The 24,949-nt window shown below is 67.8% G+C and carries 22 protein-coding genes; 9 read left to right on the top strand and 13 right to left on the bottom strand.

All coding sequences use genetic code 11. The features are described 5' to 3' along the window. The first annotated feature begins 505 nt into the window (after positions 1-505). A complete protein-coding gene (locus ACIQNU_RS42760; RefSeq protein ID WP_401377858.1) occupies positions 506-1,141 on the top strand; it encodes a hypothetical protein in 636 nt (211 codons plus the stop codon). Between the two features lie 120 nt (positions 1,142-1,261). Beyond that, positions 1,262-2,206, top strand: a complete 945-nt coding sequence (locus tag ACIQNU_RS42765; RefSeq protein ID WP_401377861.1) for a DUF317 domain-containing protein — start codon at positions 1,262-1,264, stop codon at positions 2,204-2,206. Positions 2,207-2,408: 202 nt separating this feature from the next. Here the strand turns inward: ACIQNU_RS42765 and ACIQNU_RS42770 are convergent, their stop codons facing one another. Both ACIQNU_RS42770 and ACIQNU_RS42775 read right to left on the bottom strand, forming a co-directional pair. Beyond that, on the bottom strand, positions 2,409-2,909 hold the full coding sequence (locus ACIQNU_RS42770; protein ID WP_401377864.1) for a hypothetical protein: 501 nt from the start codon (positions 2,907-2,909) through the stop codon (positions 2,409-2,411). Then, positions 2,909-3,580, bottom strand: coding sequence for a hypothetical protein (locus ACIQNU_RS42775; protein ID WP_401377867.1), 672 nt, complete (start codon positions 3,578-3,580; stop codon positions 2,909-2,911). The genes ACIQNU_RS42770 and ACIQNU_RS42775 overlap by 1 nt, the downstream gene beginning before the upstream one ends. A gap of 567 nt (positions 3,581-4,147) precedes the next feature. Here ACIQNU_RS42775 and ACIQNU_RS42780 point away from each other — a divergent pair. From ACIQNU_RS42780 to ACIQNU_RS42800, 5 genes are all read left to right on the top strand, one after another. Next, positions 4,148-4,489 carry a DUF317 domain-containing protein gene (locus ACIQNU_RS42780; RefSeq protein ID WP_401377869.1) on the top strand — a complete coding sequence of 114 codons (342 nt, stop codon included), beginning with the start codon at positions 4,148-4,150 and terminating at the stop codon, positions 4,487-4,489. A 292-nt stretch (positions 4,490-4,781) separates the two neighbouring features. Then, a complete protein-coding gene (locus ACIQNU_RS42785) occupies positions 4,782-5,045 on the top strand; it encodes a hypothetical protein (RefSeq protein WP_401377871.1) in 264 nt (87 codons plus the stop codon). 56 nt (positions 5,046-5,101) lie between these two features. Continuing rightward, the gene (locus tag ACIQNU_RS42790) at positions 5,102-5,314 is read left to right on the top strand and encodes a hypothetical protein (protein WP_401377873.1); all 213 of its coding nucleotides are present in this window, start codon (positions 5,102-5,104) and stop codon (positions 5,312-5,314) included. Between the two features lie 92 nt (positions 5,315-5,406). After that, positions 5,407-5,736: an esterase gene (locus ACIQNU_RS42795; protein ID WP_401377876.1), complete on the top strand. Its 330-nt coding sequence runs from the start codon at positions 5,407-5,409 to the stop codon at positions 5,734-5,736. Positions 5,737-6,038: 302 nt separating this feature from the next. Next, the gene (locus tag ACIQNU_RS42800; protein WP_401377878.1) at positions 6,039-6,272 is read left to right on the top strand and encodes a hypothetical protein; all 234 of its coding nucleotides are present in this window, start codon (positions 6,039-6,041) and stop codon (positions 6,270-6,272) included. A gap of 1,283 nt (positions 6,273-7,555) precedes the next feature. On the opposite strand, the gene ACIQNU_RS42805 is transcribed toward ACIQNU_RS42800, so the two are convergent. The 10 genes from ACIQNU_RS42805 to ACIQNU_RS42850 form a co-directional block, all read right to left on the bottom strand. Continuing rightward, positions 7,556-14,101: a polymorphic toxin-type HINT domain-containing protein gene (locus ACIQNU_RS42805; protein WP_401377881.1), complete on the bottom strand. Its 6,546-nt coding sequence runs from the start codon at positions 14,099-14,101 to the stop codon at positions 7,556-7,558. Between the two features lie 1,175 nt (positions 14,102-15,276). Then, a complete protein-coding gene (locus ACIQNU_RS42810) occupies positions 15,277-15,633 on the bottom strand; it encodes a hypothetical protein (protein ID WP_401377883.1) in 357 nt (118 codons plus the stop codon). 126 nt (positions 15,634-15,759) lie between these two features. Then, positions 15,760-17,535: a relaxase/mobilization nuclease domain-containing protein gene (locus ACIQNU_RS42815; RefSeq protein WP_401377886.1), complete on the bottom strand. Its 1,776-nt coding sequence runs from the start codon at positions 17,533-17,535 to the stop codon at positions 15,760-15,762. Further along, the gene (locus ACIQNU_RS42820; RefSeq protein WP_401377888.1) at positions 17,535-18,077 is read right to left on the bottom strand and encodes a plasmid mobilization protein; all 543 of its coding nucleotides are present in this window, start codon (positions 18,075-18,077) and stop codon (positions 17,535-17,537) included. The genes ACIQNU_RS42815 and ACIQNU_RS42820 overlap by 1 nt, the downstream gene beginning before the upstream one ends. 128 nt (positions 18,078-18,205) lie before the next feature. Continuing rightward, positions 18,206-18,328 carry a hypothetical protein gene (locus ACIQNU_RS42825; protein WP_401377890.1) on the bottom strand — a complete coding sequence of 41 codons (123 nt, stop codon included), beginning with the start codon at positions 18,326-18,328 and terminating at the stop codon, positions 18,206-18,208. A gap of 202 nt (positions 18,329-18,530) precedes the next feature. Beyond that, positions 18,531-19,523: a DUF2637 domain-containing protein gene (locus ACIQNU_RS42830; protein WP_401377892.1), complete on the bottom strand. Its 993-nt coding sequence runs from the start codon at positions 19,521-19,523 to the stop codon at positions 18,531-18,533. Then, the gene (locus ACIQNU_RS42835; protein WP_401377894.1) at positions 19,520-20,086 is read right to left on the bottom strand and encodes a WhiB family transcriptional regulator; all 567 of its coding nucleotides are present in this window, start codon (positions 20,084-20,086) and stop codon (positions 19,520-19,522) included. The genes ACIQNU_RS42830 and ACIQNU_RS42835 overlap by 4 nt, the downstream gene beginning before the upstream one ends. 117 nt (positions 20,087-20,203) lie before the next feature. Continuing rightward, the gene (locus ACIQNU_RS42840) at positions 20,204-20,905 is read right to left on the bottom strand and encodes an ATP-binding protein (RefSeq protein WP_401377897.1); all 702 of its coding nucleotides are present in this window, start codon (positions 20,903-20,905) and stop codon (positions 20,204-20,206) included. Then, complete coding sequence (locus ACIQNU_RS42845) at positions 20,905-21,924, bottom strand: hypothetical protein (protein ID WP_401377999.1); 1,020 nt, start codon at positions 21,922-21,924, stop codon at positions 20,905-20,907. The genes ACIQNU_RS42840 and ACIQNU_RS42845 overlap by 1 nt, the downstream gene beginning before the upstream one ends. Position 21,925: 1 nt before the next feature. Then, on the bottom strand, positions 21,926-22,282 hold the full coding sequence (locus ACIQNU_RS42850) for a transcriptional regulator (protein ID WP_401377900.1): 357 nt from the start codon (positions 22,280-22,282) through the stop codon (positions 21,926-21,928). Between the two features lie 428 nt (positions 22,283-22,710). Here ACIQNU_RS42850 and ACIQNU_RS42855 point away from each other — a divergent pair, with 428 nt between their 5' ends. Further along, positions 22,711-23,157: a Secondary metabolite protein gene (locus ACIQNU_RS42855; RefSeq protein WP_401377902.1), complete on the top strand. Its 447-nt coding sequence runs from the start codon at positions 22,711-22,713 to the stop codon at positions 23,155-23,157. A 47-nt stretch (positions 23,158-23,204) separates the two neighbouring features. On the opposite strand, the gene ACIQNU_RS42860 is transcribed toward ACIQNU_RS42855, so the two are convergent. Beyond that, the gene (locus ACIQNU_RS42860; protein WP_401377903.1) at positions 23,205-24,047 is read right to left on the bottom strand and encodes a helix-turn-helix domain-containing protein; all 843 of its coding nucleotides are present in this window, start codon (positions 24,045-24,047) and stop codon (positions 23,205-23,207) included. 347 nt (positions 24,048-24,394) lie between these two features. On the opposite strand from ACIQNU_RS42860, the gene ACIQNU_RS42865 reads away from it, so the two are divergent. Further along, positions 24,395-24,940, top strand: coding sequence for a regulator component (locus ACIQNU_RS42865; protein WP_401377905.1), 546 nt, complete (start codon positions 24,395-24,397; stop codon positions 24,938-24,940). Positions 24,941-24,949: the final 9 nt, after the last annotated feature.

Raw genomic sequence — 24,949 nt, forward strand, 5'->3', positions numbered from 1 at the left:
GCACAACCTCGCCCACGCCGGATAGGCCGGTAGCCCCGTACAACGGCCGACCTCACCCGAAACCGATTGAAGATCATTTACGGGACAACCCTTAGCGAGGGACTGTTCCGGCCCGGACAGCTCCTCTCGCTCACGTCCCGGGGCGAAGCAGCCCTTCGAGATGGGCGTACGGCCACGCCACGCGTATACGCAGCCCTCAGCCGCAGCAGCGTTGCGGCGATCTCCGGCGCCGATGCCGATCCGGCTGTCGCACCCCCAACGAGCGCGTCCACCAAGCCTTCGCGTTCCCGCTGAGTACCTCCAGAAAGGGCGCCTTCATGTCCACCCCTGTACCACCCTCCGCCTCCTCCATCGGTTCGGTCGATCCTCAGCGTGTCGAGGACGCTCTCTCCCTGATGGCACCGAAGTGGACCACCTGGTCGGCGCAGACCCTGGCGCAGGAGGGTCACCCCATGCGTGTACGTGATGTCGCAGCGAGCAGCTCGTCGGCAAGCGGCTCGCCCAGATGCACGCTGATGGGCTGGTCACCCGAACCGACAACCGCCACTGGGCTCCTTACCAGCTGAGCGCATTCGGCGAGTCGCTGTCTCCGGTGCACCGCGCCCTGTCCGACTGGTCCCAGACCAACCTGTCGCTCGGAGAGGTGGCCGGAGCCGAACGCGTCGAGGACGCCATACGCGTCTGCACCTCCGGCATGCGACCGCCGTCATCCAGGTCCTCGACGCGGGCGGCCCCATGCGGTTCCTCCACATCGCCGAGGATCCGGCCTGGACAACGGCTTCACCCGCCTACGCCTCAACCGGCTTCACGCCGACGGCCTGGTCACCCGCACCGGACCGCGCCACGGCGACCCCTACGTCCTGACGGAAGCAGGACGGGCGCTGGGCCCCGTCTACGCGGCCGTCGAACACTGGAGCAACCCCGTCGCCACGCGCAGGCACTCGTCACCCACGGCCCCGTCACGGAGGCCACCCGGACCCGAACCGGCGTCCCACCGGGGCCGGACGGCGTCCGAACCGCAGCGGCCCTACGCCGGAGCACCGCCGCGCCGAACGGCCTGTTCAGCCACGCACCGCAGCCGCAACCACGAGTACCGACGGCGGCCGTCACCGCCCAGTCGACCACCTCTCGGGGCCGGTGATCCGCGTGGCACCGAGAGCTGGCCGCCTGTCCCCATCGCCCTTGTGCCCGCGCGCAGTTGAGCAATCCGTCCCGCTGGGCACACGGGCACGTTCCCCTCCTACGCCCCGGAGCCCCGACGATGAACACCCAGAAGCCCTACGACCAGGATCCCTACCAAGAGGTACTGGTCAGCCCCAGGTACCTGGCGGGCTCCAACGGGACCGGAGACGCCGGCTTCGCCCCCGTCGCTCACTGGCCGCACCACTACCTCGACGAGGGCCCCTGCCAGCTCCTTGTCACCTCGCCCGACCAGAGGATCCGTATCGGCTGGTTCGGCGACGACTTCGACCTATGGAAGATCACCGCAGCCAAGGAGGCCGCCTCTGCCACCCGCTGGACAGCAACCTTCAACCACGTCACCCCGGCCGAGATTGTCGCCGGTCTCACCACCGCTCTGGCTCACGACTACGCCGAAGCCGATGCCTACGACGGCAACGGACGCTTCCTGGCGAACCCGTCGTATCACTGGGCCGACGCCGTCCGACCGCTGACCGATGCCGGCTGGACTCGCGACGGCGGGGCTGAGCGCGGCACCGTCGAGATCATCGCGCCCGACGGACAAGCAGGCGTCCTCATCGACAACCGCCTCTCCGGCTGGGACGACGAAACCGTCACGCTGTGGGCCGGCCCACCGGGTTGGGGCACGCACGCGGAGGCGGTCTTCACGGCCCGCACCCCGTCCCACCTGATCGCCGCGACCGCAGCCGCCATGACCGATTCCGCCCCGGTGATCCGTGAGCGCCATCAGATCAATCGCAGGATGCGGCACCTGGTCACGCTCACCCCCGTCTCCCCGCCTGCTCCCCGGGTCTCTCGGGCTCCGGCCCCACTCGACGTGCGCCGAACCGCCGTCACCCAGGCCGTACAGCGCGCCGCCCATACCCGGCAGACACCATCCGACCTCCGGGTCATGGCCGCCCGCAGCCGGACGACGGTCTCGGCACAGAATCGGTCGAGCAGTTCCGCGCACACCCTCGGGACCAGGCCGATGGCCAGTCCGCCTACCCCACGCCGCAGCCGCTGAACCCGGGCCAACTATCCACTTCGAGGTGACAGTTCAGCGCCCAGCCACAACCAGCGGCTCCACCCATCTACTGGCCCGAACACACCGTCAGACAGGGAACACCAGAGCCGGGAATGCCCCGCTCCCTGTGGGTTGGCCGGTAGTACGCCGACTGCGAGGGTTCCCGACCTGGCAGTCGGAAGCCCCTCGCAGTGCGGCAGGCTTATTGCCCCACGGTCAGCGACCAGCGGACAGTGGAAGGAGCGGTCACGGAAACCGTTCCTTTCTTCCTGGGCTGCTTGAGCCGCATTTCGTTGTAAGTGCTGCTGACCTCTTCGGCCACACATTCCAGCGGGAAGCTCAGGCCGACGGGCTCCAGCTCGACCGTAAGAGTTCCCTCGCCTTGGCAGTTCACGAGCACGGACAGCGGTTGCGCCTGGATTTCCCCGATTTCCATGACGCGGTTTCCCTTGGCCGAAGCGACCTCGGTGAGCGGCTTACCCGATATCAGCTTGGGTGCCTGCGTGACGGACTCTCCGGGAATGTGCTCCGGCCTTTCGGGTGTCTTGGCCGGGCTGACCGACGGAGCGGTGGCCGTCCCTGCGCCGGCCGGAGGGCTGTTCGCGTGATCGCTCTCTGAGCAGCCACTCAATGCAAGGCAGCCCAGTACGGTGCCGATGGCAAAAGCACTGCGAAGCCCTGCCAGTCGTGCCAGTGGAGACATCAATCCTCCCAGAGGTACCAACCGACCTTGACCGGACTGTAACTGGTTATGGTCTTGTGAGCCGAGGTCTTGCAGTTGCTGTAAACGGTGTAACTGACGCCCGTGTTCTTCAGCCTGAAGACGCCGTACTTGCCGTTCGTGGTCTTCTTCGGCGGCGTCTTGACATTGACAGCAATGCCCAGCTTCGCGGTGAGCTTCATGGAAAGGTTCACATCGTACTTGCCCTCGATCTTCGCGACCATCGTGTTGACGCTCACCGTCAGACCGCTGGAGACGCTGACCCCGACTTCGCCGCTGACTTCCGAAGTGAAGGTCGACGTGGCGACCTGAGAGGTGCCGTTGTAGGTCGACAGGACCGGGCCAACCCCCTTGTGATACTGGCTTCCCTTGGTCGACGGAACGTAGACCCCGTGCGAGGGGCCGCAGTAGTCGGCGTTCGGCCAGTCCTTGGGGGGCGGCGGGGTGAAGGTGGGCTCGTCGGGCAACCCGTTGCCCCCGTCGGGGACATCGGTGACGTCCTCCTCCGGCTCTGCCGGCGGGGCGGTGTTGATCGGCGTGTCATCAATCGGGGGATCCTCCCCCGCAGTGGCGGCGGCTGGTCCGGCCAGTCCCACGGACAGCAAAAGCGCTGCCGCAGACGCGAGTACGCACCGGCTTGCACGGTTGCCCATCGGTTTCCTCTCCGCTGGAGACCACCCCCCTGGGCGGCCAAGCCTGTGAAGAATATGCCAGAGGCATGTGCACAACAAGAGGATGTTGATCTACTTGCGCAAGGCTTGAAGTTTCCAATCTGGGAGCCCACCGCGCGGGCCAACTCCTCCAGCGTCAGCTCGACGCGGAGCCCATTCGCGACCCGATGCTCCACCGCCGCGCCCTCGCCCCGCCGTTCGTCGGACTGGTCACGGACAGCCCACTGGCCGTCGGCGACCATCGCGATGCCGCCCACCGTCCACGGCCGCCTGGCCGCCCGGATGTTGCGCTCCAGCCCGGCCCCGTTCCAGTGCCTATTCGCCTCCGCCATCTCCGCTCCAGCCCGGCTCCGTGCGACCCGTTGCCCAACCCGCAGAGGACAACCGCGTCCGCCGATCCATTCCCGCGCCGCCCACCACCTGCTGAGGACCCCCAGTTCGCCCACGGCAGACGTCGCTTCCCGGGAAAGGACTACGTACTTCGTCACACCGCATGTCAACGTACGGGTGTTGGGAAAAACCGCAGGTCAACGAAGGGATCGTCCCACCATGACCGCCTCCGCCACCCTCCCGCCCGCCGTCGTCCGCCCCTCCGTGAAAGACGGCTGCCGGCTCTCCTCCGACCCCTGCGCGGGCCCGGTGCTCGACCTCCTCGACGCCCTCGGCTGGGCATTCTTCGACACCCCGGAGGCCAACGTCCACGCGACGAGCCCGGACGGCCGTGTCTACGTCGGCCGGCTTCCCGAAGATCCCGCCGCCTGGAAGCACGGCATCGTCTGGCAGGTCCGAGTCCAGCCCACCGAAAGCGACCCGTGGGTCCAGGAGTTCGGCCTCCACACCCCGTCCGAGGCCGTCGCCGGATTCGTCACCGCCCTCGTCGCCCAGCGCTGACCGCGAATCCGAGCCGCCTGCTCCGAACAGCACCAACCGCCGGGAAGTTCCGACCGTACGCATGCTCCCGGCCACCACCCCGGCTTCCGCCGAAAACGCGCCTTCCCCCGGCGCTGCACCTGCTTCTACCTCCCCGGTCAGCACGCCCGTCGGACCAAGACCGTCCGCCGCCGTGCCCCCCGTCGTGCCGAGCGACGTCAGGGGCAGCGCGACCTCGCTGAATGACCGCGCACACCTGGTACCCGCCGAGTACGGCCGATCGGTTGCGGCCCATCCCCACGAGGAACCCACCATGCCCTTCCGCGCCCCGCTGACCAACCACCACGCCGATGGCACGGACTGCCCGCCGCACCACAAACAGACCAGCTCCGGCAAACCGCTCCACCTTGACTGCCCCGGTCGCGCGTACGCGCAGGCCATCTGCTCGTGCGGCGGCTGGGAACTGAAGCAGTCCGGCAAGGGCTACGTCAACGAGAGCCGCAATCGGCACCTCGCCAGCCACGTCGCCCAGGGGCCGAAGGTTCGTCGCGACCTGCATCGCCTCGACGGTTCCTGACGCCTCTGCCACCACCCCGGCCCTGCCTACCATCCCGTACCGCTTCCGGAGGTTTCGTGCCCCACTACCTGACCGTCGGCCACCTACTCCGCCAACTCCAGGACCTTGACCCCAACCTGCCGATCCGCCTGGCCATCAACCCTGACTTCCCCTTCACCCACTACGTGGGGGCGAACGTCGTCGTCCGGGACGGCAAGGCGTTCATAGCCGACGACGGCCAGGAGGACTACCTCCCGGCGGCGGTCAGCGACGCCCTCACCTGGGCCTGACCCGCCCCAACGACTGAACCTCGGAGGTTCCTATCTCGTCGCGATCCCGCCCTTCGCACGTACTTGCCCTGCCCGCCCTCGCCGTACGACCGATGCCGAGCTGGGTACGCGGCGCGCTGGTTCAACGTGTCTCCGCCCTGCCCGACGGACCGCTCGACGTCACCTGGCTCTCCGCCAAAACCCCGAGACTTCCCCTTGGCCGCATTCGCCTGCACTGGGAGCCCGCCTCCCTCGCGGGCTGGAACGTCACCGCCCACCTGGGCCTGGCCACCCGCGAGGTGCATCTCGCCTCCTGGCCCGCAGCCCCGGACGACTGGCCGCGCCTGGTCCGCCCGACCATCCACGAGGTACTCGGCCTGTGCGCCGCCCTCGCGGTCGCGACCGCCGCCCTCGACCTCTCGAATCGCCTCACCCAGGTCTGACCGAACCACAGAGGGCCGCCCCGCCGATCAAGCAGGGGCGGCCTTGCCGTACGCCCGGCCACGTGTTGCCTACGCTCATCACCGACAAACGGGATGGATGCTATGGCCGACGACCAGCAACTCTGGGGCTATCCAGAGGGCATCAGCGTTGAGGCTGCCCGTAGCCGCAAGTGCCGGGGCAGCCTGCCCGTGCCGGTCAGCCGGTCGGCCGAGGAATCCGGAGCTACTTGCACGGCCCCTCCTCGCACGGGATCAGGGTCGTCCGGCTGACCGGCACGCGTGCCCGCCCATAAGCTGCGGCCATGACGTCCGATTCGCCGATGCCCTCCCCACCGTTCCCTTCGCCTGACAACGCTGCGCTCCGGGTGGTCGTCGGCAACGCCATCGCGTCAGTCCGCAACGGCGAAGCCTCGGTGGAGGAGGCGATCCTGCACGCCGCCGTCCACGGCTGGTACGAGGGCCATATCCAGGGCGAGGACGAATGCACCGGTTGCGACTTCCGGGGTGGATTGCCGAAGAAGAGCAACCGCGGCTGAGAGACGCCTGATTGAAATTCCGCTGCACCGCTCGCAGCCCCGACGAGCCACGTCCGCGCACCATCCTGCACGCACCAGAGTTCAACCCGCAGTTCCCGTCCGGCGTCCTGGCCGCCCGCAAGAGGCGTCATCCCCGCCGAGGGCGCCTGCGTGTACTACGCGCCCCTGCCCCCCACTGACCGCCTGACGCCCACCCGCCGCCCGCTCGCACCTACCGCCGGCCCCTGAAATGCAAACGGTGCTGGCCGAAGCCTTCGCCCATTTATCGCGCACTACTCCAAACGACGCTTTGTTCCGTAGGAGCACCGGCAGCGTCGACCAGGTCGGCACCACCACGCAAAGCGCTTGCTCGCTTGCACAGCACAAGCCCAGTGCTTCTTCCGGACCGGATGGCAAGAGCGAGGGTCCGGTCGCCGCGAACGTCTGGCGGGCCGGATAGCTCAAGAAGCTCGCGAGCTTCACTTACGCTGGCCATGGCGATTTCTATCGACTCATACCGAGTGGCCAATTTCATGGCGGCCACCCCCTCGAACAGTAGATCCAGGGTGGCTCTCTCTACCTTGTCGGGCACCGCCCTGAGCAGCAATTGGGAATGACCAACCCCGTATCGCCACACTCTAAACGTACGCTCGGAACTGAACCCGACCCAGCCGCTAACTGGCTCACTCGAACGGGCTGTCAACGACGCTCCGTCCTCGATACCAAGTGATCCGACTCCACGCGTCTGGCGACTCACTGATCCTATAGAGTTCCCAATACCCTTTCTCGGAACACCCACTCAGAAACCCTTCTCAGATCTAGCCGCTAGGCGTACAAGGATCACGATCCTTGCCGGAGAGTCTCCAGTTCACGAATCGGAAAGGTAATTCCACCCCACGCCTTTGAATATGCGGCAGTGCTGCCACATTGAACCAGCACGTCATCAGCCATGACCACCACGCTGCGAATAAATGCACGGACGTCAACCCGACCCCGCCATCGCAGACTGCCACCGCTCCAGCGGCGGGACTCTGTTTCCATGTCCGCGAATTGAACGACCTGCAAGTACGCATCTTCGTCTGCTCCCGTAAGGAACAGGAAGGTACCCGCGGGCTCGGCGGGAAGGAACGCTGTTGCCGAGCTGGACCCCAGTCGGAGGTCGATGGCCGCTTGCACCACGGAACCGAGACCATCTCCAATATATGTGGTGTGTACTTCGACGGTCTCTCGCGGAAAGCGTAGAACGAGGTCTGCCGAACCGGTCCGCACCATCTTCCAATGCAGAGAGAGTTGCTCCATTGCCATCACCTCGGATAGGCGGTACGTAGAGATCCGTCTGGATTGAGGATAACTTCGACGCTAGTTTCACCTCGGGATCCAACAGGGTAGCCGAAATCGTGTGTGTGAATTGTTCCGTCACGAGGTTTCCCAGCTCCATCGGGAGTATTTCGCCGCCCTGGCGTTTTTGCAGTATCCTCAATCAACTCTGCGATTTCGTCCAGATCCGCATAATTGGAGAAAGTTGTGTTGTTTGGCGTCACTCCTGGACTTCCATCTACGTGCTCATCCAGCACGTGCTGCCAACCATCCCCATCAAAGAGATTACAGTTGTTGTTGTGAACGAGTACCGGTGTCTCGCCCGCCAGCACATAGTACGTGTGGATTCCGTCGACGGTGAGGTTGTGTGTTTCCAGCCCCTTTTGGAAGGAGCGGGTTGTCGTCACCTTGACTGTGGCGCCGGTGTCGGTGCGCAGTGTGGTGCCGGGTTTCAGGTCGGCGGCGTCCACCCAGGCGTTGCGGGACGGTGACCAGAAGGGGTGGTGATCGGTGGCTGTGATCGAAGCGTCGCCGCTGCCTGTGTCCACCGTGAGTTCGGTGAAGTCTTTGTCGTTCTTGGTGATGATGGTGGCGAGGACGGTCCGTGGTTCGGTTTTGCCGGTTTCGGGATCCGTTGCCAGGACTTTCTCGCCGGCTTCGACGTCCTTGATGGCTTTGACGGTGCCGTCTGCCATGCGGACTTCGGCGTCGGGGAGGAAGCTGTCGCAGGATCCCGTCTTCGTCTTGGGTTTCTTGCCTGGGGTTTTGCCCTTTACGCCGCCTGGTCCGTCCCAGCCGATGTACTGGGCCATGCGTTCCATCTCACGGTCCCGCACCCAGTTCCTGAGACTCCCGGGGCAGGTTGCTGAGCCGGGGCCGAAACAGGAGTTGGCGGCTGCCGCGGTGACGTCGTCGCTGGTGATGGCTGTGGGGGTCGATTTCTCCAGTGCGGCCATTTCCTCGCGGAATACGGCGAGCCACGCTTGGTAGGCGGCCCGGCCGCTGTCGCTGTCACCGAACGCCTCTTGCGCGTGGTAGTAGACGTCCTGCGCGGCGTTGCGTACTTCCTGGCGGCGGACGCCTTCGCTTCCGGAGTTGGCGGGGTTGTCTGAGGCTCCCGGTGTGTCGGCGTAGCAGGCGTTCATCGCGCCGCACATCTCGGACAGCCCCGAGGGGTCGGAGAAGTTGACCGGGTCGTTGTGGCTGTAGCTGTAGGCGGAGAGGCTTTGCGGTGAGTAGGGCAGGGTGAGCGGGTCGGGGCTGAGGAAGCGGCCGAGTTCGGGGTCGTAGGCGCGGGCGCCGAGGAGGGACAGGCCGGTGGAGGGGTCTTCGGTCTTGCCGAGGAATCCGCGGTCGGTTCCTACCGGGAGGGTGCCGCTGCGTTCGTCTCCGAAGGGGGTGTAGCGGCGGCGGGTGGAGGTGCCGGTGGTGGCGTCGATGGTGAGCTGGGTGGATGCCTGGGTGTCGGCGGTGAGGTAGGCGAGTTTGCCGTTGCCGGGGCCGGTGGTGCGCATGGCGACGGTGGAGCCGGCGCTGGTGTAGTAGCGGGTGGCGGTTGCGGTCTGGCCGTCGGTGGTGCGCAGTTCCATGCCGCCGAGGTAGGCGACGGTCTCCTGTGGCGTGGTGCGCAGGAGCAGGGCGCCGTCGGCGTCGTAGGTGTAGCGGGTCAGTTCGCTGCCGGTGGCCTTGGTGGTCTTGACCGTGGCGAGTTGGCCGTGCTTGGTCCACGTGTAGTCGGTGGTCTTCGCGGTGGCGCTGCCGGTGCCCGGCTCGACGCGCTTCTTCATCGTTCCGTCGGCGTTGTACGTGAACGTGTCGGAGGAGGTGGTGGTGGCGCCGGTGATGTGGTCGATCTTGCGGATGCCGTGGGGCTGGTCGGTGTTGGGCGTGGTCCAGGTGCCCGCGTCGTCGTAGCCGGGGTAGAGGTAGTCGTGCCGGGTCGCGGTGCCGACCGAGTCGGTGTCGGTGACGGACTGGAGGTTGCCGAGCCGGTCGTAGGTATAGGCGCTCTGGTAGGGGGCTTCGCCGGTGAAGTCGGAGGATGTGGGTCCGGCGATGCAGAGGCTCTCCGAGGATCGGGTGTAGGCGTGGGTGAGCCGTGCCTGGTCGTCGTACCGGAAGCACTGGGACTGTGCGGTCTGGCCGCTCGCCTGTTCCCGCAGTTCGGTGATCTTGCCGGTGAAGTCCCGGCTGTAGGTGTCTTTCTGGGTTTCGCTGATGAGTCCGTTGATGCTGGTGGTGGTCGAGATGGTCTTCAGCCAGCGGGTGCCGTTGGTGTCGTCGTAGTCGTAGGTGCGCTGGGCGGTGACGCCGTTGCCGTCGGGGGCGAGTCCGTAGGTGCGTGAGTCGAGGCGGCCATAGGAGTCATAGCGGGTGCTGTTGACGTAGGCGGTGTTGCCGAGTGTGCCAGTGAGCCGGTCGGGGTGGCCGAACGCGTCGTAGGTGCTGGTGACCGTCTCCGCCGCGAGGCCGCCCGCGGCCGGGTAGGACACGCTGGTGATGTGGTCGGCGGCGTCGTAGGTGAACGAGGTCGTGTAGTCGCCGGCCAGTCCGTTGACCGCGGCGGGCAGGGTGACGGTCGTCTTGAGGGGCCGGCCGCGCGTGTCGTACTCGGCGACCTTGGTGGTGTACGTGGTGCCGTCGCTGTCGCGGCTGACGGCGGAACTTATCTGCCCCTTGCCTTGCGGCACGTTCGGCATGTCCCATACCCAGGCGGCGAGTTCGTCGGCCCCGCTGGATATCGACGTCTGACGGCCCAGCGTGTCGTAGTGATAGGAGAGGGTCGTCTGACCGTTGTTGCTGGTGGTGGTGGTGTCGATCCGGCCGTCGTCGTCGTAGGAAGTCGTCGACTTCCCGGCGTCGGGGTCGTCGACGGCTGTGCGCTGCCCGGCCCAGTCGTACGCGTACAGCGTGTCGTTGCCGCGTGGGTCGGTGATCTTCTTGAGTTCGCCCTTGTCGGTGTATCCGTACTGGGTGGTGTAGGCCGACGTGCCGGTGTGTTCGACGACCTTGGACGTCTGACCGTAGACATCCGTGTACGTGTCGGTGTCGCCGCCGACGGCGGGGTGGACGGTGGTGAAGTCACCGGAGTAGGTGGTGAGGACCCGGCCGTGGATCTTCGGTGTGCCCAGTGCCTGGAGAGTGGAGGCGACGACTCGGCCGGCCCAGTCCACTCTGACGTCGTTGTAGGAGGGCAGGTCCGCGACCTGCGGGCTGGAGGGGCCGCCTGATCCGGCGGTGCCCTGGTTGCGGAAGACCGCCGACGTGCCGGCCACGTGCCCCGCGGAGTCGTAGCGCACCACGGCGACCTGCCGGTAGGGCACTGAGTGCCCCGCCGCGTTGTCCCAGGCGTCCTGGAGCGGGGCCTGCCTCTCCCGTTCCCGGCCGAGTGCGTCGGTGTAGGCGTGGGATGTCAGATAGGCGGAGCCGGACTGCAGGACGTGGGTGGCCACATGCGGGTAGCCGTCGACGGTGTCGGGGACCCCGGAGCCGTCGGTGGAGGTGGGGACGGTGTAGCTGAACTTCATCGACGGCGAGGAGCCGGTCTCCGTCGGTTTCCACACCTCGACGGGGCGCCCCGCCGCGTCCAGAGTGACCGTGGTGGTGTTGCCGTTGACGTCCTCTGTCTTGGTGGCCGTCCCCCAGAACCTTGACAGCCACGCCGTCGCGGTGTGCCGCGTCCGCGCGCCGTCGGGCCCGTCGGGGTCCGGTGAGGTGGTCGTGATTCCGCCGAGGGGCCAGGTGTTGGCGGGCCGGTACGCGGTCGTGGTGCGGTTTCCGCGGCCGTCCTCGGCCCATGTCACCCGGCCCGCGTTGTCGTAGTCCGACGTGAGGGTGCGGTAGTCGCCAGCCTTGGTGTAGGTGCGGGTCTCGGTCGCGTTGCCGTCGACGGGCTTGTTGGTGTCGATGCCGGTCGCGTGGTCGTAGAGCGTGGAGGTGTAGCCGTCCTGGTTGCTGTCGGCGATGCTGCCGCAGCCGACGGAGTAGTGCTTGACCTGGTCGGGCAGGACGGTCCAGCGCTGCGCGCCGGTGGAGTCGTACGGGTCGGTGTTGTAGGCGCGACCGTAGGTGGTGCAGCGGTCGTCGCTGACTCCGGTCTGGCCCCATTCGTGGGTGCGCATGGGCAGACCGAAGGTGGTGGAGGCGCCTTCGGTGTCGTCGTACTCGCTTTCCACGACGTGTTCGCGCCAGCCGGTGCTGATCTTGGTGTTGGTCGTCGTCTTCGACTCGCGGACGAAGCGGGCGTCCGGCAGACCTGTGTACTGGGCGGTGTTATGGCTCCAGTACGAGTGGTAAGTCCGTTGATGCGAGGTGTCCGTGTCATCCCGCAGTGAGGTGGACAGGGTCTTGCCGGAGAGCCAGTCGTGATCGGTGTAGTTGTTGCCGTCCCCGTCGTTGACGGTGACCGTGCGGGTGGCCGACGGGTCGGACTTGGACGTACGGTCGCCCGACAGCCCGCGGTACAGCCAGTACTTCTTCGTCTGCTTCCCCGTGCCCGCGCCGGTGCTGACCTGGACTTCCTGGTAGCCCCGCCACTCCGACCACGACTCGTCGTCATCCGCCGTCAGCGGGTCGTCGGTGAAGCGCCACCCGGCTCCGTCCTCGTAGGTGTACGAGGTGGTCATCACCGGGGCACCGTCCTGGTTGCTGGTGACGGTGGGGTCCACCTCGACCTTCGTCACCAGGAACTTCTTGAACCAGCCGGACCGCGCCTCACTCGCACCCTCCGGCGTCCACTTCTGCCAGAAACAGTCCTTGGTGTTCGTGGACTGGGCCGGCAGGGCGTCCGCGGTGCAGGCGTTGGCGAACCCGTAGGACACCGACGTGGTGGCCCCGAGGTCTCCGTGGATCTCGTTGACACGGCGGAAGTTCAGTTCGGTGGAGCCGACCTTGTTGTCGAGATCGACGCCGTTGAAGTTGACGACCGGCAGGACCAGATCCGTGCCGTCCCCGTACGCCTTGCGCTGCACGTAGTCCAGCCACAGCGTCTTGCCGACCGTGCCGTCCGGATTCGGCAGACCGTGTTTGGTCTGGTACTGCTGCACCAGATCCCAGCCCGTGCCGTCCTGGTCGGAGACATACGTCTTGATGTCCCAGAGCATGTCGGTCGAGAAGAACGTGGGGTAGTACGTCTTGCCCGCGCACTGGTAGTCCCCGGCGGTGCCGTCACACATCAGGTCGATCGGAACGTCCGGATACGAACCGGGCTTGTCCTTGAACGTGGGACACGCGGCGGGCTCGTCCCGCAGCGGATCGTTCTCCGCCATGCGCTCGATACAGCGGTTGACGTGCGACAGCTCCACCTTCGCCGGCAGCTTGCCATCCGTGATCTGCGAGGACCAGCCGTACTGGATCTCCTTCAGATAGCCGGACGAGACGTAGGAGCGGGCTGTGTCCGTTGTCGCGACCGAACGGTAGTGGTTGTACTCCTTGTCGTAGAAGTACATGGTCTCGACCTCGTTGGCGTCCACCGCCCGGTCGAGGTTGAACCGCCACGCCTGGGTGCACGGCTCGGGAAACTGGGCGTGGCAGGGTTCGCCCGCGTCGTTGCCGACCACCGGCACGGTGAACACGGACGCGGTCGCGGTGTTGGTCCGCTCCGAGCGGCCCCAGCCGAAGTAGTACCGCTGGCCGTCCTGCGTGGAGATGACCCAGTACTCGCCGTCGCGGCCCGCGCCATGACCGTTGAACAGACGCTGCACGCGCCAGCCCGGATCGTCCTTGAGGTGATAGGCACCCGTGCCCGTGTTGTCCTGGATCAGCTCCGACGTGACGCCGTTGAGATTGATGACATAGACCGCGCCGCTCGGCTCGGCGGACGAGTTCGGGGAGTCCCAGCAGAGGTCACCGATCGTGTCCAGGCCGTCCTCGGTGCAGTTGCGGTAACGCCGCTCGATGTAGCCGACATTCAGGTCCCAGCCCATGCCGACCCAGGACGCCTGATTGTTCGACGCCGACGTACGGCCGTCCACCAACTGCGAGTTGTACGTCATCGCCAAAGGCGGCGCCGAACCCATCGGAGGCGCCGGCAACTGGACCGGCAGGCTGTAGTTGAACGCACCCGAACCGGTGGACACACTCCACGAACCCGTCGGCGACAGCGTCGAAGCACGGTAGTCACCCTGGTCAGAGGACGAACCCGTGGTCAGCGCGTACACACTCGCCGAACCCGAGCCGAGCTGCGGTGAGAGCCCGCCGCCGTCCTCCGCAGGGCCCTCATCGGCCTCGGCGGTCACCGTCGCCGTCAGACTGGCCGTCGCGGTGTCGTTGTCGACGGGCACGAACTCCCGTGCGGAGCAGCCCTCTTCGCCCGGAGACGTCAGCGCACACGCGGGCAGCTTCACCAACTGAAGCCGTGCGGCGAAGTCACCACCGTAGGCGTACTTGAAACCGGAGTAGTCGATGGAGACCTGAACCAGGCCCGGCTGATCCACACCGTCGGTGCGCCGGACCTCAAGGCCCAGGCCCACCCCACCGGCGGGGGCCACGGCCGCACGGTCCAGTACCCGTACATCGACCTGATCCGGAGACACCTGATCAGGGACAGGGACGGACGGATCGGGGCCAGGTGACTCCGGCGCCCCGGACGGTTCACCACTCGCCGCGGCCGAATCCGTCGGACTCGCACCGGGCGACGGGGACTCTCCGTCGGCGGGCCGGGAACGGCCCAACTGCGTTCCGGGGCCCGTGTCTTCCGGCGCGGGGGCCACCTCGACTACGTCGCCGACACCCCCCGACGCCGGCGAACTCGGACTCGGCGTCACCGAGCCCGGCTCACCGGGAGCCGCCTGGGACAAATCCACCGTGGCCTGTGCCGCACCGGGCCACTCCGGGACCGGCAGCGGTCTGCCGACCTCTTCCGTCTCCTGAGGCGTCACCGTGCCCAGTGACTGCGACGGCACCACCGGAGTCGGATCATCGGCGGCCCTCGCATCCTGCGGCACCACCACCGACATCGCCGACAACAGCCCCGCGAGCATGACACCCGCGACACCCATCGACACCAAACGCGCACGCCGAACAGCCACCCGCACACTCCCACCCCAAGCGACCGGCACGGGCACCGAACGCAGCCTTGTGAAATCACCGCCGACACCCGGGCACCCACCAGCCGCACTCCCCAGCGCGACGGACAGGCTTCCCACCCGGATCGAACAGTGAATCGGGACAGTAGCCGGAGTGAACACCCCATGAACAGGGGGAATGCAATCCGGTTCCCAACTGGGCAAGTGACGCATGCCACATCAGGTCGACCACAGGGACCCGGCTGGCCGCGGCGTCATAGTCGCTGCAGGCTCGCGCGCCGTCCCGCATCGGGACGCTCGGAGCACCGAGCGTCTTGGCGATCCGTCCTTAATTGCGTCGCCCAGCGGCGTCGGTCGGCCGTAGCTCAACAGCACCCGGGTCACGTCGTATGCGCGTACCGCGCCGGTGTGAATAAAGCCGATGACCGAAGAATCCTCCTCCGGCGATTAAGCCGCAGGTGGCACCGGCGCGGACGGCAAGTCGGCCGGGGATGCGGAAGAGGGAGGCACGGACAGCGTCACGGCCGCGAGACCTCTGGCGGGGACCGGCACGTTCCCGCCCAGCCGCTCGCCGCAGCGGCGAGGGCGGGCACTTCGTACTTGTAGTTCAGCGCGCTGCGGAACGTCTTGAGGTTGGGGCTGGTCCTGGCCTCGCGCAAGCCCTCAAAAAGGCGAGCACTGCCCTACTCCAGATAGGTGCCGGCGAAGGCCCCGTCGAAACCGAGCGCGGTGAGGCCCTGCGCGACGCTGGGGTAGGTCGTCCCGTCCGGGATGGCGATCAAGGCGTCGAAGTCTGCGCGGCTGATCTCGGGTTCGAGCCACTGGTTGCTGCACCGGCAGCAGACCCAGACGTTGCGGCCGTGGTTGATGAGTAGCCAGTCGCGGCGGGCACGGCAGGCCGAGCACATCACGGGGATTCCGCGAAAGGCCAGTTGGCGTGGGTGGCTGAGGCAGCGCGTCACGCCGGGGCCGCTGGTCGGCTGTGTCTCGTACGTGAGTTGCGGCACGGGTTCGGTGGCGGCCGAGAGGACAGGCAGCACGGGTCTCGTCTCTGGGGTGCGGTCGGTGGTTCTGGGCACGAATGTCATCTCTCGATCGAGGGCCTTCTGTTTCCATCCGTAACAGCCGGTGGAAGTGGTTGTCGAGGGGTTTCGCCGGACCTCCGATCAGCGGCGTGGTGGGCGGTTGCCCCGGTCGGGGACAGCGGGGCGAGCTGCGGATGTGGGTGACGTCCGGGTGATGGTGCGGTTGGCCAAGATTCCCGGCTGGCTTGCGCCGGCCTGCGGGTGGCGGGTCGTCGTGCCTGGGTGAGCGGGGAGGTGGGCGAGACTGCGCAGGCGCCATACCAGGACGACGTCGTGCACGTCCTCTGCCGTGTCGAGTTCGCGCATGTTGATGGCTTGCTGCAAGAGAGCCTTGGAGTCGTGGCCTGCCTGCTCGGCCTGGGCAAGGGTGGCCACCAGGGCGTCGGTCCTCGTCGACGAGCTGGCTGCCCGGAGCCCGACTTCCGGCAGGGCTGCACGGATGGTGGCCGCGTAGGTTCGGCGTTCGGCTTCGGGCAGGGCCCGGCCCTGGTCGCGTAGCACTTGCATGGGCGTGACGGCGGCCTGGCGGTAGGCGGCTCGTAGGTGCTCGGCAGTCTGTCGGGAGGCGTGGGCCTGCTGGGCATGGCCGCGAGCGGAGTGCCAGCGGGCGGCGGCGAGGGCGACCAGGACCAGGGTGGAGACGAGCATGGTGGTGGTGCCGCCGTCTTCGCCTCGGCCAAGGGCGCTGCCGGCCTGGATGATTCCCCGAGCCGCCGAGCGGATCGCCCGGGTGTCAGCGCGTTCCGCCCGGACGTGGCTGCGGGTGGCGCGTTCGAAGGCGCGGGCGGCTGCTCGTAGTTCGGCGCGGGTGGCGGCCGGGGAGGTCTGTGCGACCGCGTCCAGGAGTTCTCCGATGCCTACGAGTTGAGCTGCGGCTTCGTCGTCGTCGCTGTCGAGCAGGACGGCGGCGCGCTCGGCGATTCCGGTGGCGCTTCGACGTTCCCGCGCGGGAGGCGACCATTCCGGTCGACCGCTGGTGGCGGCGGAAGGCGTCGTCGGGTCGGCGGTGCCGTCGGCCAGGCGCAGGCGGATCTTCGGCAGGGAGAGGTCGGGGGCCAGGGTGGAGCCGGCGAACCAGATCGGCTCGCGGTCCCGGTTGCGGTCGCCGGGGAGTGCGACGTTGTAGCCGATGGCATCACCGGATGGGGCGTTCCGTATCTTCACGCGCAGGCCAGCCTCGCGCAGCCGGGTGAAGAACTCCTCTTCGGTGGCGGCCCCGGCGAGGGCTTGGCGGACGGCTTCGCGGAGCGTCTCGCGTGGTGTCTCGGGTCGGCCGGTGCGCTCGGCTTTGAAGCGTTCGGCACTGGTGGGCGTCTTGGCTCCGGTACCGTCGCCGGGCTTGAGTCGCCGCAGGCCCATCTCCCCTTCGATGCGGCGGCATTCGGCCTGGGCCTTCTTGAAGTCGTAGTTCATCCTGGGGCGGCGCAGGTCGCCTCGGACCATGGTGGCCAGGATGTGGATGTGGTCGTCCGCGTGCCGCACGGCGACCCAGCGGCAGCCGTCCGGGTCGCCTTCCGGGGCCAGGTTGACCGCCTGGACCAGGCGGCGGGCGACGGTGTTCCACTCGGCGTCGGTCAGGGTCCGGTCGCCGGGGTCGGTGCGGACCGAGCAGTGCCAGACGTGCGCGGCCGGTGCCTTCGTGCCGGCCTGCTTGACGCGCAGGTCCAGCGCGGCGGCGAGGCGGGCGAGGGTGACCTTGGGGTCGGGGTCGGAGCTGGAGTCGCGTCCGGGGTCGGGGGCGAAGCCGTCCCAACTCCCCACCAGGTGGGCGTCGATGTGTTCGTCACGTTTGCCGGGGCCGTACAGGTAGACGAGCAGGCCGTGGGTTCGTGAGCCGCGTCGGATCTTGGGGACCATCAGAGTCGCTTCTTCACCAGGGCGTCGGCCGTGTCGTCTATACGGGCCAGGAGTCGGGTCAGGTTCGAGAGAGCGTGGTCGAGTTCGCCGGGGCGGGGCTGTCCTCCGGCGTTGTAGACGTAGGCGATCTGGTTCATGTTGTTGCCGACCCGGGAGAGAGCGGTGCGAAGGGCGGCCAACTCGTCTATGGCGGCGTCGAGTTGTTCGTTGGTGTGCAGGGTGGTGGAACCGCGGGCGGCGGCGAGGCCGACTGCGGCGAGGAATCGGGCGACGGTGATGCCGCGCCGTGCGGCTGCGGTGACGATCTCGGCTTTCTCGGTGTCGGAGAAGCGGGTGGTCGTCTTGCGCGTGCGTTCGCTCGGGTTGCGGCTGCGGCGGCGCGGCTTGCGATCGGGAAAGGCGGGCGGGGTCGGGCTCGGCTGCTCGCGGTGGGCGTGGTGGGCGTGGCGGTCTGCTTCTCCCCCTGCGACCGGCGCCCCCTGGTGCCGGGAGTCCGGTTGGTCCCCGTGCGCCCTCGCTCGGGGACCAACCGGGCTTCCCACGCCCCCCTGGGCGGGGGCAAGTGCGTACGACGGACCGTAGGACCGTCGTACGCGACAACTTGCTCCGCCCGGAGCCGTCGTCGGGTCACGCTGCTGTCCGGACCTCGTGGCCGCCGGGTCGTTGGCGGTCAGCGGCTGCTCTCCGGATTCTGCTGCCGGATGTCGCGGACGAGTTCTTCGATCCAGTCCATGGCCAGGACCGGGTGGTGGAGGTCCAGGGGCGAGTGAGCCGGGTTCGTTGCACGGTCCATGTGTTGTCGGGGCCGGATTGCGCGTGGTGAAGGTGGCCGTGCTGGTGCAGGACGGTCAGCCAGGAGCCGACCTCGGCAGGTGTTGCCGGGTGGGTTCGCATGAGGTGTTCTCCGTGTTCGCTACGGAAGGAAGTAGGGGCGTGTCCTGGAGCGGGTGACCGGCCGAGGCGGCCGGCTCGGTCACCCGCCGCGTGCCGTCCGGTCAGTTCCGGGCTGCGGTGACCGGCTGACCGTGCTGCTCGCGGAGCCGCACCATCAGGGCGGTCAGCGTGTCGCTGGACAGCGGGATCTGCTGACCTCGGATCGCCTGTGCGACCACCTTGCGAGTCAGCTTGTCCTTGGCCCTGACCGCTGATCGGGCGATCTCCAGCAGCTCCTCGGTGTCCGGGTCAGGCCGCCGGTCACCGGCTGTCCGGGTGTCCCGGACCGTGAACGGCGGCGGAGTGACCGGCGGCGCGGTGTCCGACTGTCCGGGCCGGTCAGCGGCCTCGTGCGACTGCTCGTGGTGACTGGTGACCGGGTTGCCGCTGTCCGCCGGGGCGCTGTCCCCGGTCGCTGACCGAGGACCTGAGGCTTGCTTGTCCAGGGACAGTCGCGACCGGTCGGTCAAGGCCGTGACCGGCTGCCCGGCGCTGACCTGACCGACCTGCGGTTGCTGATGACCGACCTGGTCAGTCCGAGTGACCGCGATGCCCTCGGGTCGGTCAGCCTGACCGAAGTGACCGGCCCGACCGCGGTCCTCGCGGTCACTGCCCTTCACCGGCCCCCGAGCGATGAGAATGTAGAGGTGGACGGCTCCGGCGAGCGCGAGCGGAGCGATGGTGGACAGCACCGCGACCACCGTGTCCCCGAGCCGGAGCCCGCCGGCCGCACCCGTTTCCTCATTGAGTCGCACCGCGTGGAGCGCGTTGGCCCAGATGCTGGCGGCCGTTGCCGTGCCGAAGAGCGCCCAGACGTAGAACCGAGCGCGCAGGGGTGCGTCGCGCAGAACCAGGAGCGCCCGTATGCCGTACGCGATGAACCCGTCGATCACCAGCGGGAAAACGTAGGTCAGGAAACCGCGGACGTGGATGGCGACGGCCATCTGCTGGAGGGCGTCGTACGACAACGCGCACCCCGCGCCGCCCAGGGCGATCACGGCCGCACGGTCCCAGCCGGTGATGTCTGCCGCCTTCGGCGCGCTCGCGATACTCACGCAGCCGTCCCGAAGTCGTCGCGGCCCAGGCGCTCGCCTTCGGTCTCGGGAGGCGGGGTGGCCTTCGCGTTCTGCTCCAAGTCTCGGTTGCGCAGGGCCCGGCGGGTCTCTCGGTAGAGCTTCTGGGCGTGCTCCTCTGTGATCTTCAGGAGCCAGGCCAGGCGCTGTTCCGTCACCCCGTGGCGGTACGCGGCGTAAACGACCGCGCGGCGCTCGGCCTTGGTGAGGTGAACGTCGCGCCCGGCGATGGTGGCGTTGACGCGGCTGTAGTCGAGGCGGTGGGCGAGCTTCTCGTGCAGCGGCCCGCGCTCCTCCTCGGTCAGTCCGCCCCGGATGCCCTCGGTGTCGCCACCTTCCAGGGCGGCGTCCAGGCAGGTACGGCGGACCGGGCACTGGCCGCACAGCGACTTCGCGGCGTAGATCTTGTCCATCTCGTCGGGCTCCGGGAAGAAGACTTCGGGGTCCACCGGGTTGTATTCGGTGCTCTGGCAGACGGCTTGGTCCTGCCAGGTGTGGTCGCCGAGCGACCGGTGGCGGGCAGGGCTGCTCGTCGTGGTGGTCATGCGAGTTGCTCCGATCGCTCTCCGCGCGCAGGGGCGTCGGCGGAGGGGTGCGCTGGGTCGGGAGGTGCACGGGGTGGCGCGCTGAGGGCGCGGCCCGGCGTGGCGGCCTGCGGCGGGTCAGGCTGCGCGGGGGCGTCTGCGGTCGACCGGCTCGAACTCGACCCGGGTGGTCATCTGCGCGAGCCTGCTGGAGACCCGGTCGCCGAGATGGGCCCGGAGGTCGCTGATACGCAGGTTCGTGGTGATCAAGGTCGGGAGCATGTGGTTGTACCGGCGATTGATCAGCCGGTACGTCACTTCCTCGACCCACTCGGATGATTTGGCCGCACCGAGGTCATCGATGATCAGCAGGGGGCAGCGGCTGACGGCCGCCAGCTCCCGCTCGCTGTCGGCCCCGGGCCGGGGCCGCAGTTCGGCGTACAGGTCGGCGGCGGTGGTCGCGCGCCACCGCACGCCGACTCCGCTCTGCACCAACCGCCGGACCGCGCCGTACGCCTGGTGAGTCTTGCCCGCGCCTACGACCCCTGCCATCAGCAGGCTGGGGCCGGTGGTGACTTGCCGCCGGGCTCCCGGGCTGGGGGCGACGGCTGCCTCGGTGACGTTCCGGGCCCAGGCCAGGACCTGGGGATGGTCGGCGACTGCGGCCCGGTAGCGCGGGGGCATTCCAGCCGACAGGGCGTCCAGCGGGGAGAACGGTTTGGGGTCTTCGACCAGTTCGGCGACGGCGGCCGGGTCGATGTTGCGAGCGGTCAGGATCCCGACCATCCGGTCCAGGGTGCTCGCGCCGAGGGTCTGCGGTTCGCGGTTCCGGGTGCGCATCACAGCTCCTCGGCATAGGCGGCAGCAGCGTCGATCGGGTTGGTCCACGCCTGGTGGGCGGGCACGTTAGGCCGGATTCCCGGCCGCGCCAAACCGCCGGAGCGGGCGTTCATGGCCTCGTTGACCATGCTGGTCAGCACGCTCGGGTGCTTGGGGTTGGCTGCGAAGTTCTGGAGCCCGGCCCGGATGTGTTCCGGGGCGATGCCCTCTCCCAGGAGCTTTTTGGTGATCCGTCCGAGGTGTCCGATCACGTCGCTGGGCGGGCGCTCGCCGCAGGTGGCGATGTACTCGCCGACGAGCTGGTTGGCCGAGACGGTGGCTGCGGGCGCTGTGCGCCCCGTAGGGGAAGGAGATCCAGGATCCAAGATCCTAGATCCAGGCGCCGAGCCCTCTCCGAGGCTGCGGGGAAGGTTCGGGGAGTCTTCGGTGAATGCGATTTGACCTGCGCTTTTCGCATCCTCGTCGCCAAGCGTGCCGACGGTGCCGTCGCAGGCATTCTGCCTGGCGGCGGGAGCCTCGCCTTCGTGGGCGCGAGGCGTCGCGGCGGACCGCGCGGGCGGATCGAGAGTTCGGGGAGCGTTCCCCGAAGCCTCGACGAGCCCTCGGGGAGAGCTGGCCGAGTCCTCGGTCGGCCCGGTGCAGGTCCCCTTGCAGGGGCCGCACCGTTCGGCACCGTGGCGCTGCCGGCAAGAGGGCAGGCGGGACTGGCTCGGCTTGTCGATCTTCTGGTGCTGGGACCAGGTCACGATATGGAGGTAGCGGCGGCCGTCGCAGCCGGTGTACCGGCAGATCAGACCGGCGTTCGCGAGCTGTTGGAGGTCGTCTTCGACATGAACCGAGGTGCGCTCGGCACGCAGGGGCCAGAGCAGCCCGGCGATGATCGCGGCGTTGTCGCGGTGGCGGCCGTGGTCGTCGGACTGGGTGAGCAGTCCGAAGAAGGTCCGTTCGGCCTCGACGCTCACCTCGGCGAGCGACTCGGAGAAGAATGCCTCCGGCTTGATGGTTCGTATCCGCGCCACGTCAGCGGCCCCGGCCATCGACGGCGATCAGGTCGCTGCGGGTGAGGGTCGCGTCGGCGAGGTCAAAGGTGTGCGGCCGTGTCCAGTCCGCCTCCGGCCAGACCCGCAGGATCCAGCGGGCCGCGACCCTGGCGGTCGTCCGGCCCAGCGCCACCGTCTGCCCGGCCTCGTCCTTGACGATCGCGTGCGGGTGGGGCCACGCGTGCTTCGGGTCGTTAAGACTGACCCGAATGGTGGCCGCGCCCGAAATCATGTCGGCGAGCTGGGCGGCGAGGCGGTGCTGGCGGTCGGTGTCCGGGCAGGCCTGGGTGCGGTCGTTGTCTGGGCAGGCCGGGGTGCCGCTCGGCATGGCGGGCATGCGATACTCCGTGGTTCGTAGGAGCGCGGTCCGGCGGTTCTCGTGCAAAAGCCCCGCCGCCCGCGAGATGTGAATCGGCGCCTCTTGGGGTGCCGGCCCGGCGCTTGGGAGTTGGTAGCTCCCGGGCGCCGGTCTCCTTCGCCTCTGCGGCCGTCATGGCCCGTGCACGTACATCGCCCCTCCCCTCCTGGCCCGTCCCGGCCGGTGATCCGTTTGTGCGGGGACCAGAACCATAGGGCGACCCCTGGCACAAGTCCACCCCCCACACCCACCCTGACCAGGCATGGAACACCACACTGGACGCAATGGGGAGTCAACGTACACCGCAGTGGCGCTCGCGCGTCAACTGTAATGTCGGCCCACGGGACAACGGCGGCCATGATCACCACTGGAGTGGATACGATGGGCGTCGTGACGAAGGGTTGGGGATGACCGAGAGGAACGAGCGCACCTTCGCGGAGCTGCTCGACTACCTGTTCCGGGAGGTACACCCGGAGGGGCGGGGCGCGTACACATACGCGGAGGTGTCACAGGGGATCCGCGACACCTCCGGCGTGGCCATCTCCGCAAGCGCCATCCAACAGCTCCGCACCGGGACCAACACCAACCCGAAGATGCAGACCATCCGGGCACTGGCCGGATTCTTCGGCGTGACCCCGGGCTACTTCTTCGACGAGGTGGAGGCCGAGCGGCAGAGCGCGGAGATCCAAGTAGTCGCCGCCATGCGCGACCAGCGCGTACGCCGGGTCGCTCTGCGCGCCAATGGGCTCAGTACGTCGAGCCTGCACATGCTGAACACCGTGATCGACCAGGCCCGCCGACTGGAGGGAATGCCGGACGAGCCGGGCGACTCGGGACTGCTCGACGACGAATGAGTTCGCCCCGGTCCCGAACCGCAGCGCACGTCGGCCCATTGGCCTGATCAGTCATCGTCAGCTCTTGGGCAGTCCTCCATCAGCACGATCACCCGGAGCAGGTCGCTGCGTATGGGCCGCATGGCGATGATGCGCACAGCAACCTCCCGACCCCGGTGGTACGGGAGCCTGAGCCGACGCAGATCGCCGTCGACATGTTCGACGATCTCGCGGCGGTCCCAGATCTTCCTGGCGGTCGGGGATCCCGCGAGGATGTCGCGCTCCAGTTGCCGCAGAGCCTCGTTCTTCGGATGGTGGGCCCGCTCGTAGCGGATCTGCCCCAGGTAGGGGCGGGCCCAGTCCTGCTCCCAGTTCACGAGCTGCTCGCGGGCCTCCGGCACCAGAAACGACCATCGCATCTGATTGGCCTGGTAGGCGGCCCAAGGGAGCCAGTCCACGCACGGCCCGTTGTAGCCGATCATGTTCCACGCGAGGTCCGTCACGAAGGCGGGGTTGGGGGCCTGGCTGTCCAGGAACTTCTGGAGCACCTCGTCCATCTCCGCCGCCGCGCCGGCTTCCGGAACGGCGGCAAGCGCCGGCGGATGGCCAACCGCCCTCACGTACAACGCGTGACGCTCCGTACGGCTCAGTCCCAGCACCGACGAGAGCCGATCGAGGAAGTCGGCGGAGTACGCGGCCTCCTTGCCGCGCTCCAGGGAGCCGTACCACCGCTCGCTCACTCCAGTCAGGCGAGCCACATCGCGCTGCGTCAGCCCCTCACTCCGGCGCCCCGAGACCGTCAGGCCCGGAATCGCGCGGGGATTCATGCGCCTCCGCCACGATCTCAGCAGCTCAGGCAGGGACTCACCGTCGGGCTTACCGCCCTCGACGTGCCCATTCCGGGAGTCCATGTTCTGAGGCTAGAACCCGTGGCCAGGTGACACGTGTCACAACACGGCCGGGATCGCCATTAAAGGATCACGGAATAGCAACTCGGCGTAGCCACAAGGCGCAAATAGTCGAGCCTTCAACCACGCATGGCGCCCGCCATATCGCCGCGAGATCCAGACCGGTTACGGCATGTCGTTCGAGATCAAACAGGTACGCCGCCCTGGACGGCCCTCGCTTCCCGCCTCGGACAGAGTCACGATCGGTAATCGGAACTATCGGTTCCGGGAAGCGTGAGTTCCCCCTTCCTCTTGGCATCCTCTTGCCTGTCGCTCACCAGCAGGTTGATGCACAACCGAGGGGGATTGCCATGTCGCTGCCAGAAACCGGCGAGAGTCGACTCCGCACATCGTGCGAGAAGCAGGTCGATCTCCTGGACCTGCCACACCGCTTCAGCACACGAGAATTGCGCGAGGCGATAGCTGACCTGCGCGGGAAGCGGATCATCCTGAAGCCGTTGAGCACGCTCGAAGCTGTCGATGCGCCCTGTGGCATAAGGATCGAGACCCCATCGGCCGACGTCCTCTATTACGAGGAAGGTACGTCGGTCCACCACCAGCGGCACATTCTCACGCACGAGCTGTGCCACGTGTACTGCGACCACCCCGGAAGCCTGGAGGTCGACGCGGAAACAGCCCGGACCGTTGGGGTGAACCCCACGCTGGTGATGCGCATGTCGGGGCGTACGAGCTACTCGACGGCCGATGAGCGCGAAGCGGAGATGATGGCGACGGTTATCCGCCAGCGCATCTATCGCGAGCGAGAATCCCCGTCTGATCGGCCGGACAAGGGATCGGAGAGCTGGGACGCGCTCTTCGCCCAACCCATCAAGAAGGGTCGGATCCGCTCGCGGTGAATGCCGTTT

Origin of the sequence: Streptomyces sp. NPDC091292, from assembly GCF_044757265.1 — a bacterium.
Taxonomy (GTDB): domain Bacteria; phylum Actinomycetota; class Actinomycetes; order Streptomycetales; family Streptomycetaceae; genus Streptomyces.

What these genes read in the sequence shown, in the direction of transcription:
- ACIQNU_RS42860 (WP_401377903.1), bottom strand. Translation starts at nt 24,047, where the DNA reads ATGGACTCCCGGAATGGGCACGTCGAGGGCGGTAAGCCCGACGGTGAG.
- ACIQNU_RS42840 (WP_401377897.1), bottom strand. Translation starts at nt 20,905, where the DNA reads ATGCGCACCCGGAACCGCGAACCGCAGACCCTCGGCGCGAGCACCCTG.
- ACIQNU_RS42785 (WP_401377871.1), top strand. Translation starts at nt 4,782, where the DNA reads ATGCCCTTCCGCGCCCCGCTGACCAACCACCACGCCGATGGCACGGAC.
- ACIQNU_RS42815 (WP_401377886.1), bottom strand. Translation starts at nt 17,535, where the DNA reads ATGGTCCCCAAGATCCGACGCGGCTCACGAACCCACGGCCTGCTCGTC.
- ACIQNU_RS42775 (WP_401377867.1), bottom strand. Translation starts at nt 3,580, where the DNA reads ATGGGCAACCGTGCAAGCCGGTGCGTACTCGCGTCTGCGGCAGCGCTT.
- ACIQNU_RS42795 (WP_401377876.1), top strand. Translation starts at nt 5,407, where the DNA reads ATGCCGAGCTGGGTACGCGGCGCGCTGGTTCAACGTGTCTCCGCCCTG.
- ACIQNU_RS42800 (WP_401377878.1), top strand. Translation starts at nt 6,039, where the DNA reads ATGACGTCCGATTCGCCGATGCCCTCCCCACCGTTCCCTTCGCCTGAC.
- ACIQNU_RS42825 (WP_401377890.1), bottom strand. Translation starts at nt 18,328, where the DNA reads ATGGACCGTGCAACGAACCCGGCTCACTCGCCCCTGGACCTCCACCAC.
- ACIQNU_RS42765 (WP_401377861.1), top strand. Translation starts at nt 1,262, where the DNA reads ATGAACACCCAGAAGCCCTACGACCAGGATCCCTACCAAGAGGTACTG.
- ACIQNU_RS42780 (WP_401377869.1), top strand. Translation starts at nt 4,148, where the DNA reads ATGACCGCCTCCGCCACCCTCCCGCCCGCCGTCGTCCGCCCCTCCGTG.
- ACIQNU_RS42865 (WP_401377905.1), top strand. Translation starts at nt 24,395, where the DNA reads ATGTCGCTGCCAGAAACCGGCGAGAGTCGACTCCGCACATCGTGCGAG.
- ACIQNU_RS42770 (WP_401377864.1), bottom strand. Translation starts at nt 2,909, where the DNA reads ATGTCTCCACTGGCACGACTGGCAGGGCTTCGCAGTGCTTTTGCCATC.
- ACIQNU_RS42850 (WP_401377900.1), bottom strand. Translation starts at nt 22,282, where the DNA reads ATGCCCGCCATGCCGAGCGGCACCCCGGCCTGCCCAGACAACGACCGC.
- ACIQNU_RS42835 (WP_401377894.1), bottom strand. Translation starts at nt 20,086, where the DNA reads ATGACCACCACGACGAGCAGCCCTGCCCGCCACCGGTCGCTCGGCGAC.
- ACIQNU_RS42760 (WP_401377858.1), top strand. Translation starts at nt 506, where the DNA reads ATGCACGCTGATGGGCTGGTCACCCGAACCGACAACCGCCACTGGGCT.
- ACIQNU_RS42855 (WP_401377902.1), top strand. Translation starts at nt 22,711, where the DNA reads ATGACCGAGAGGAACGAGCGCACCTTCGCGGAGCTGCTCGACTACCTG.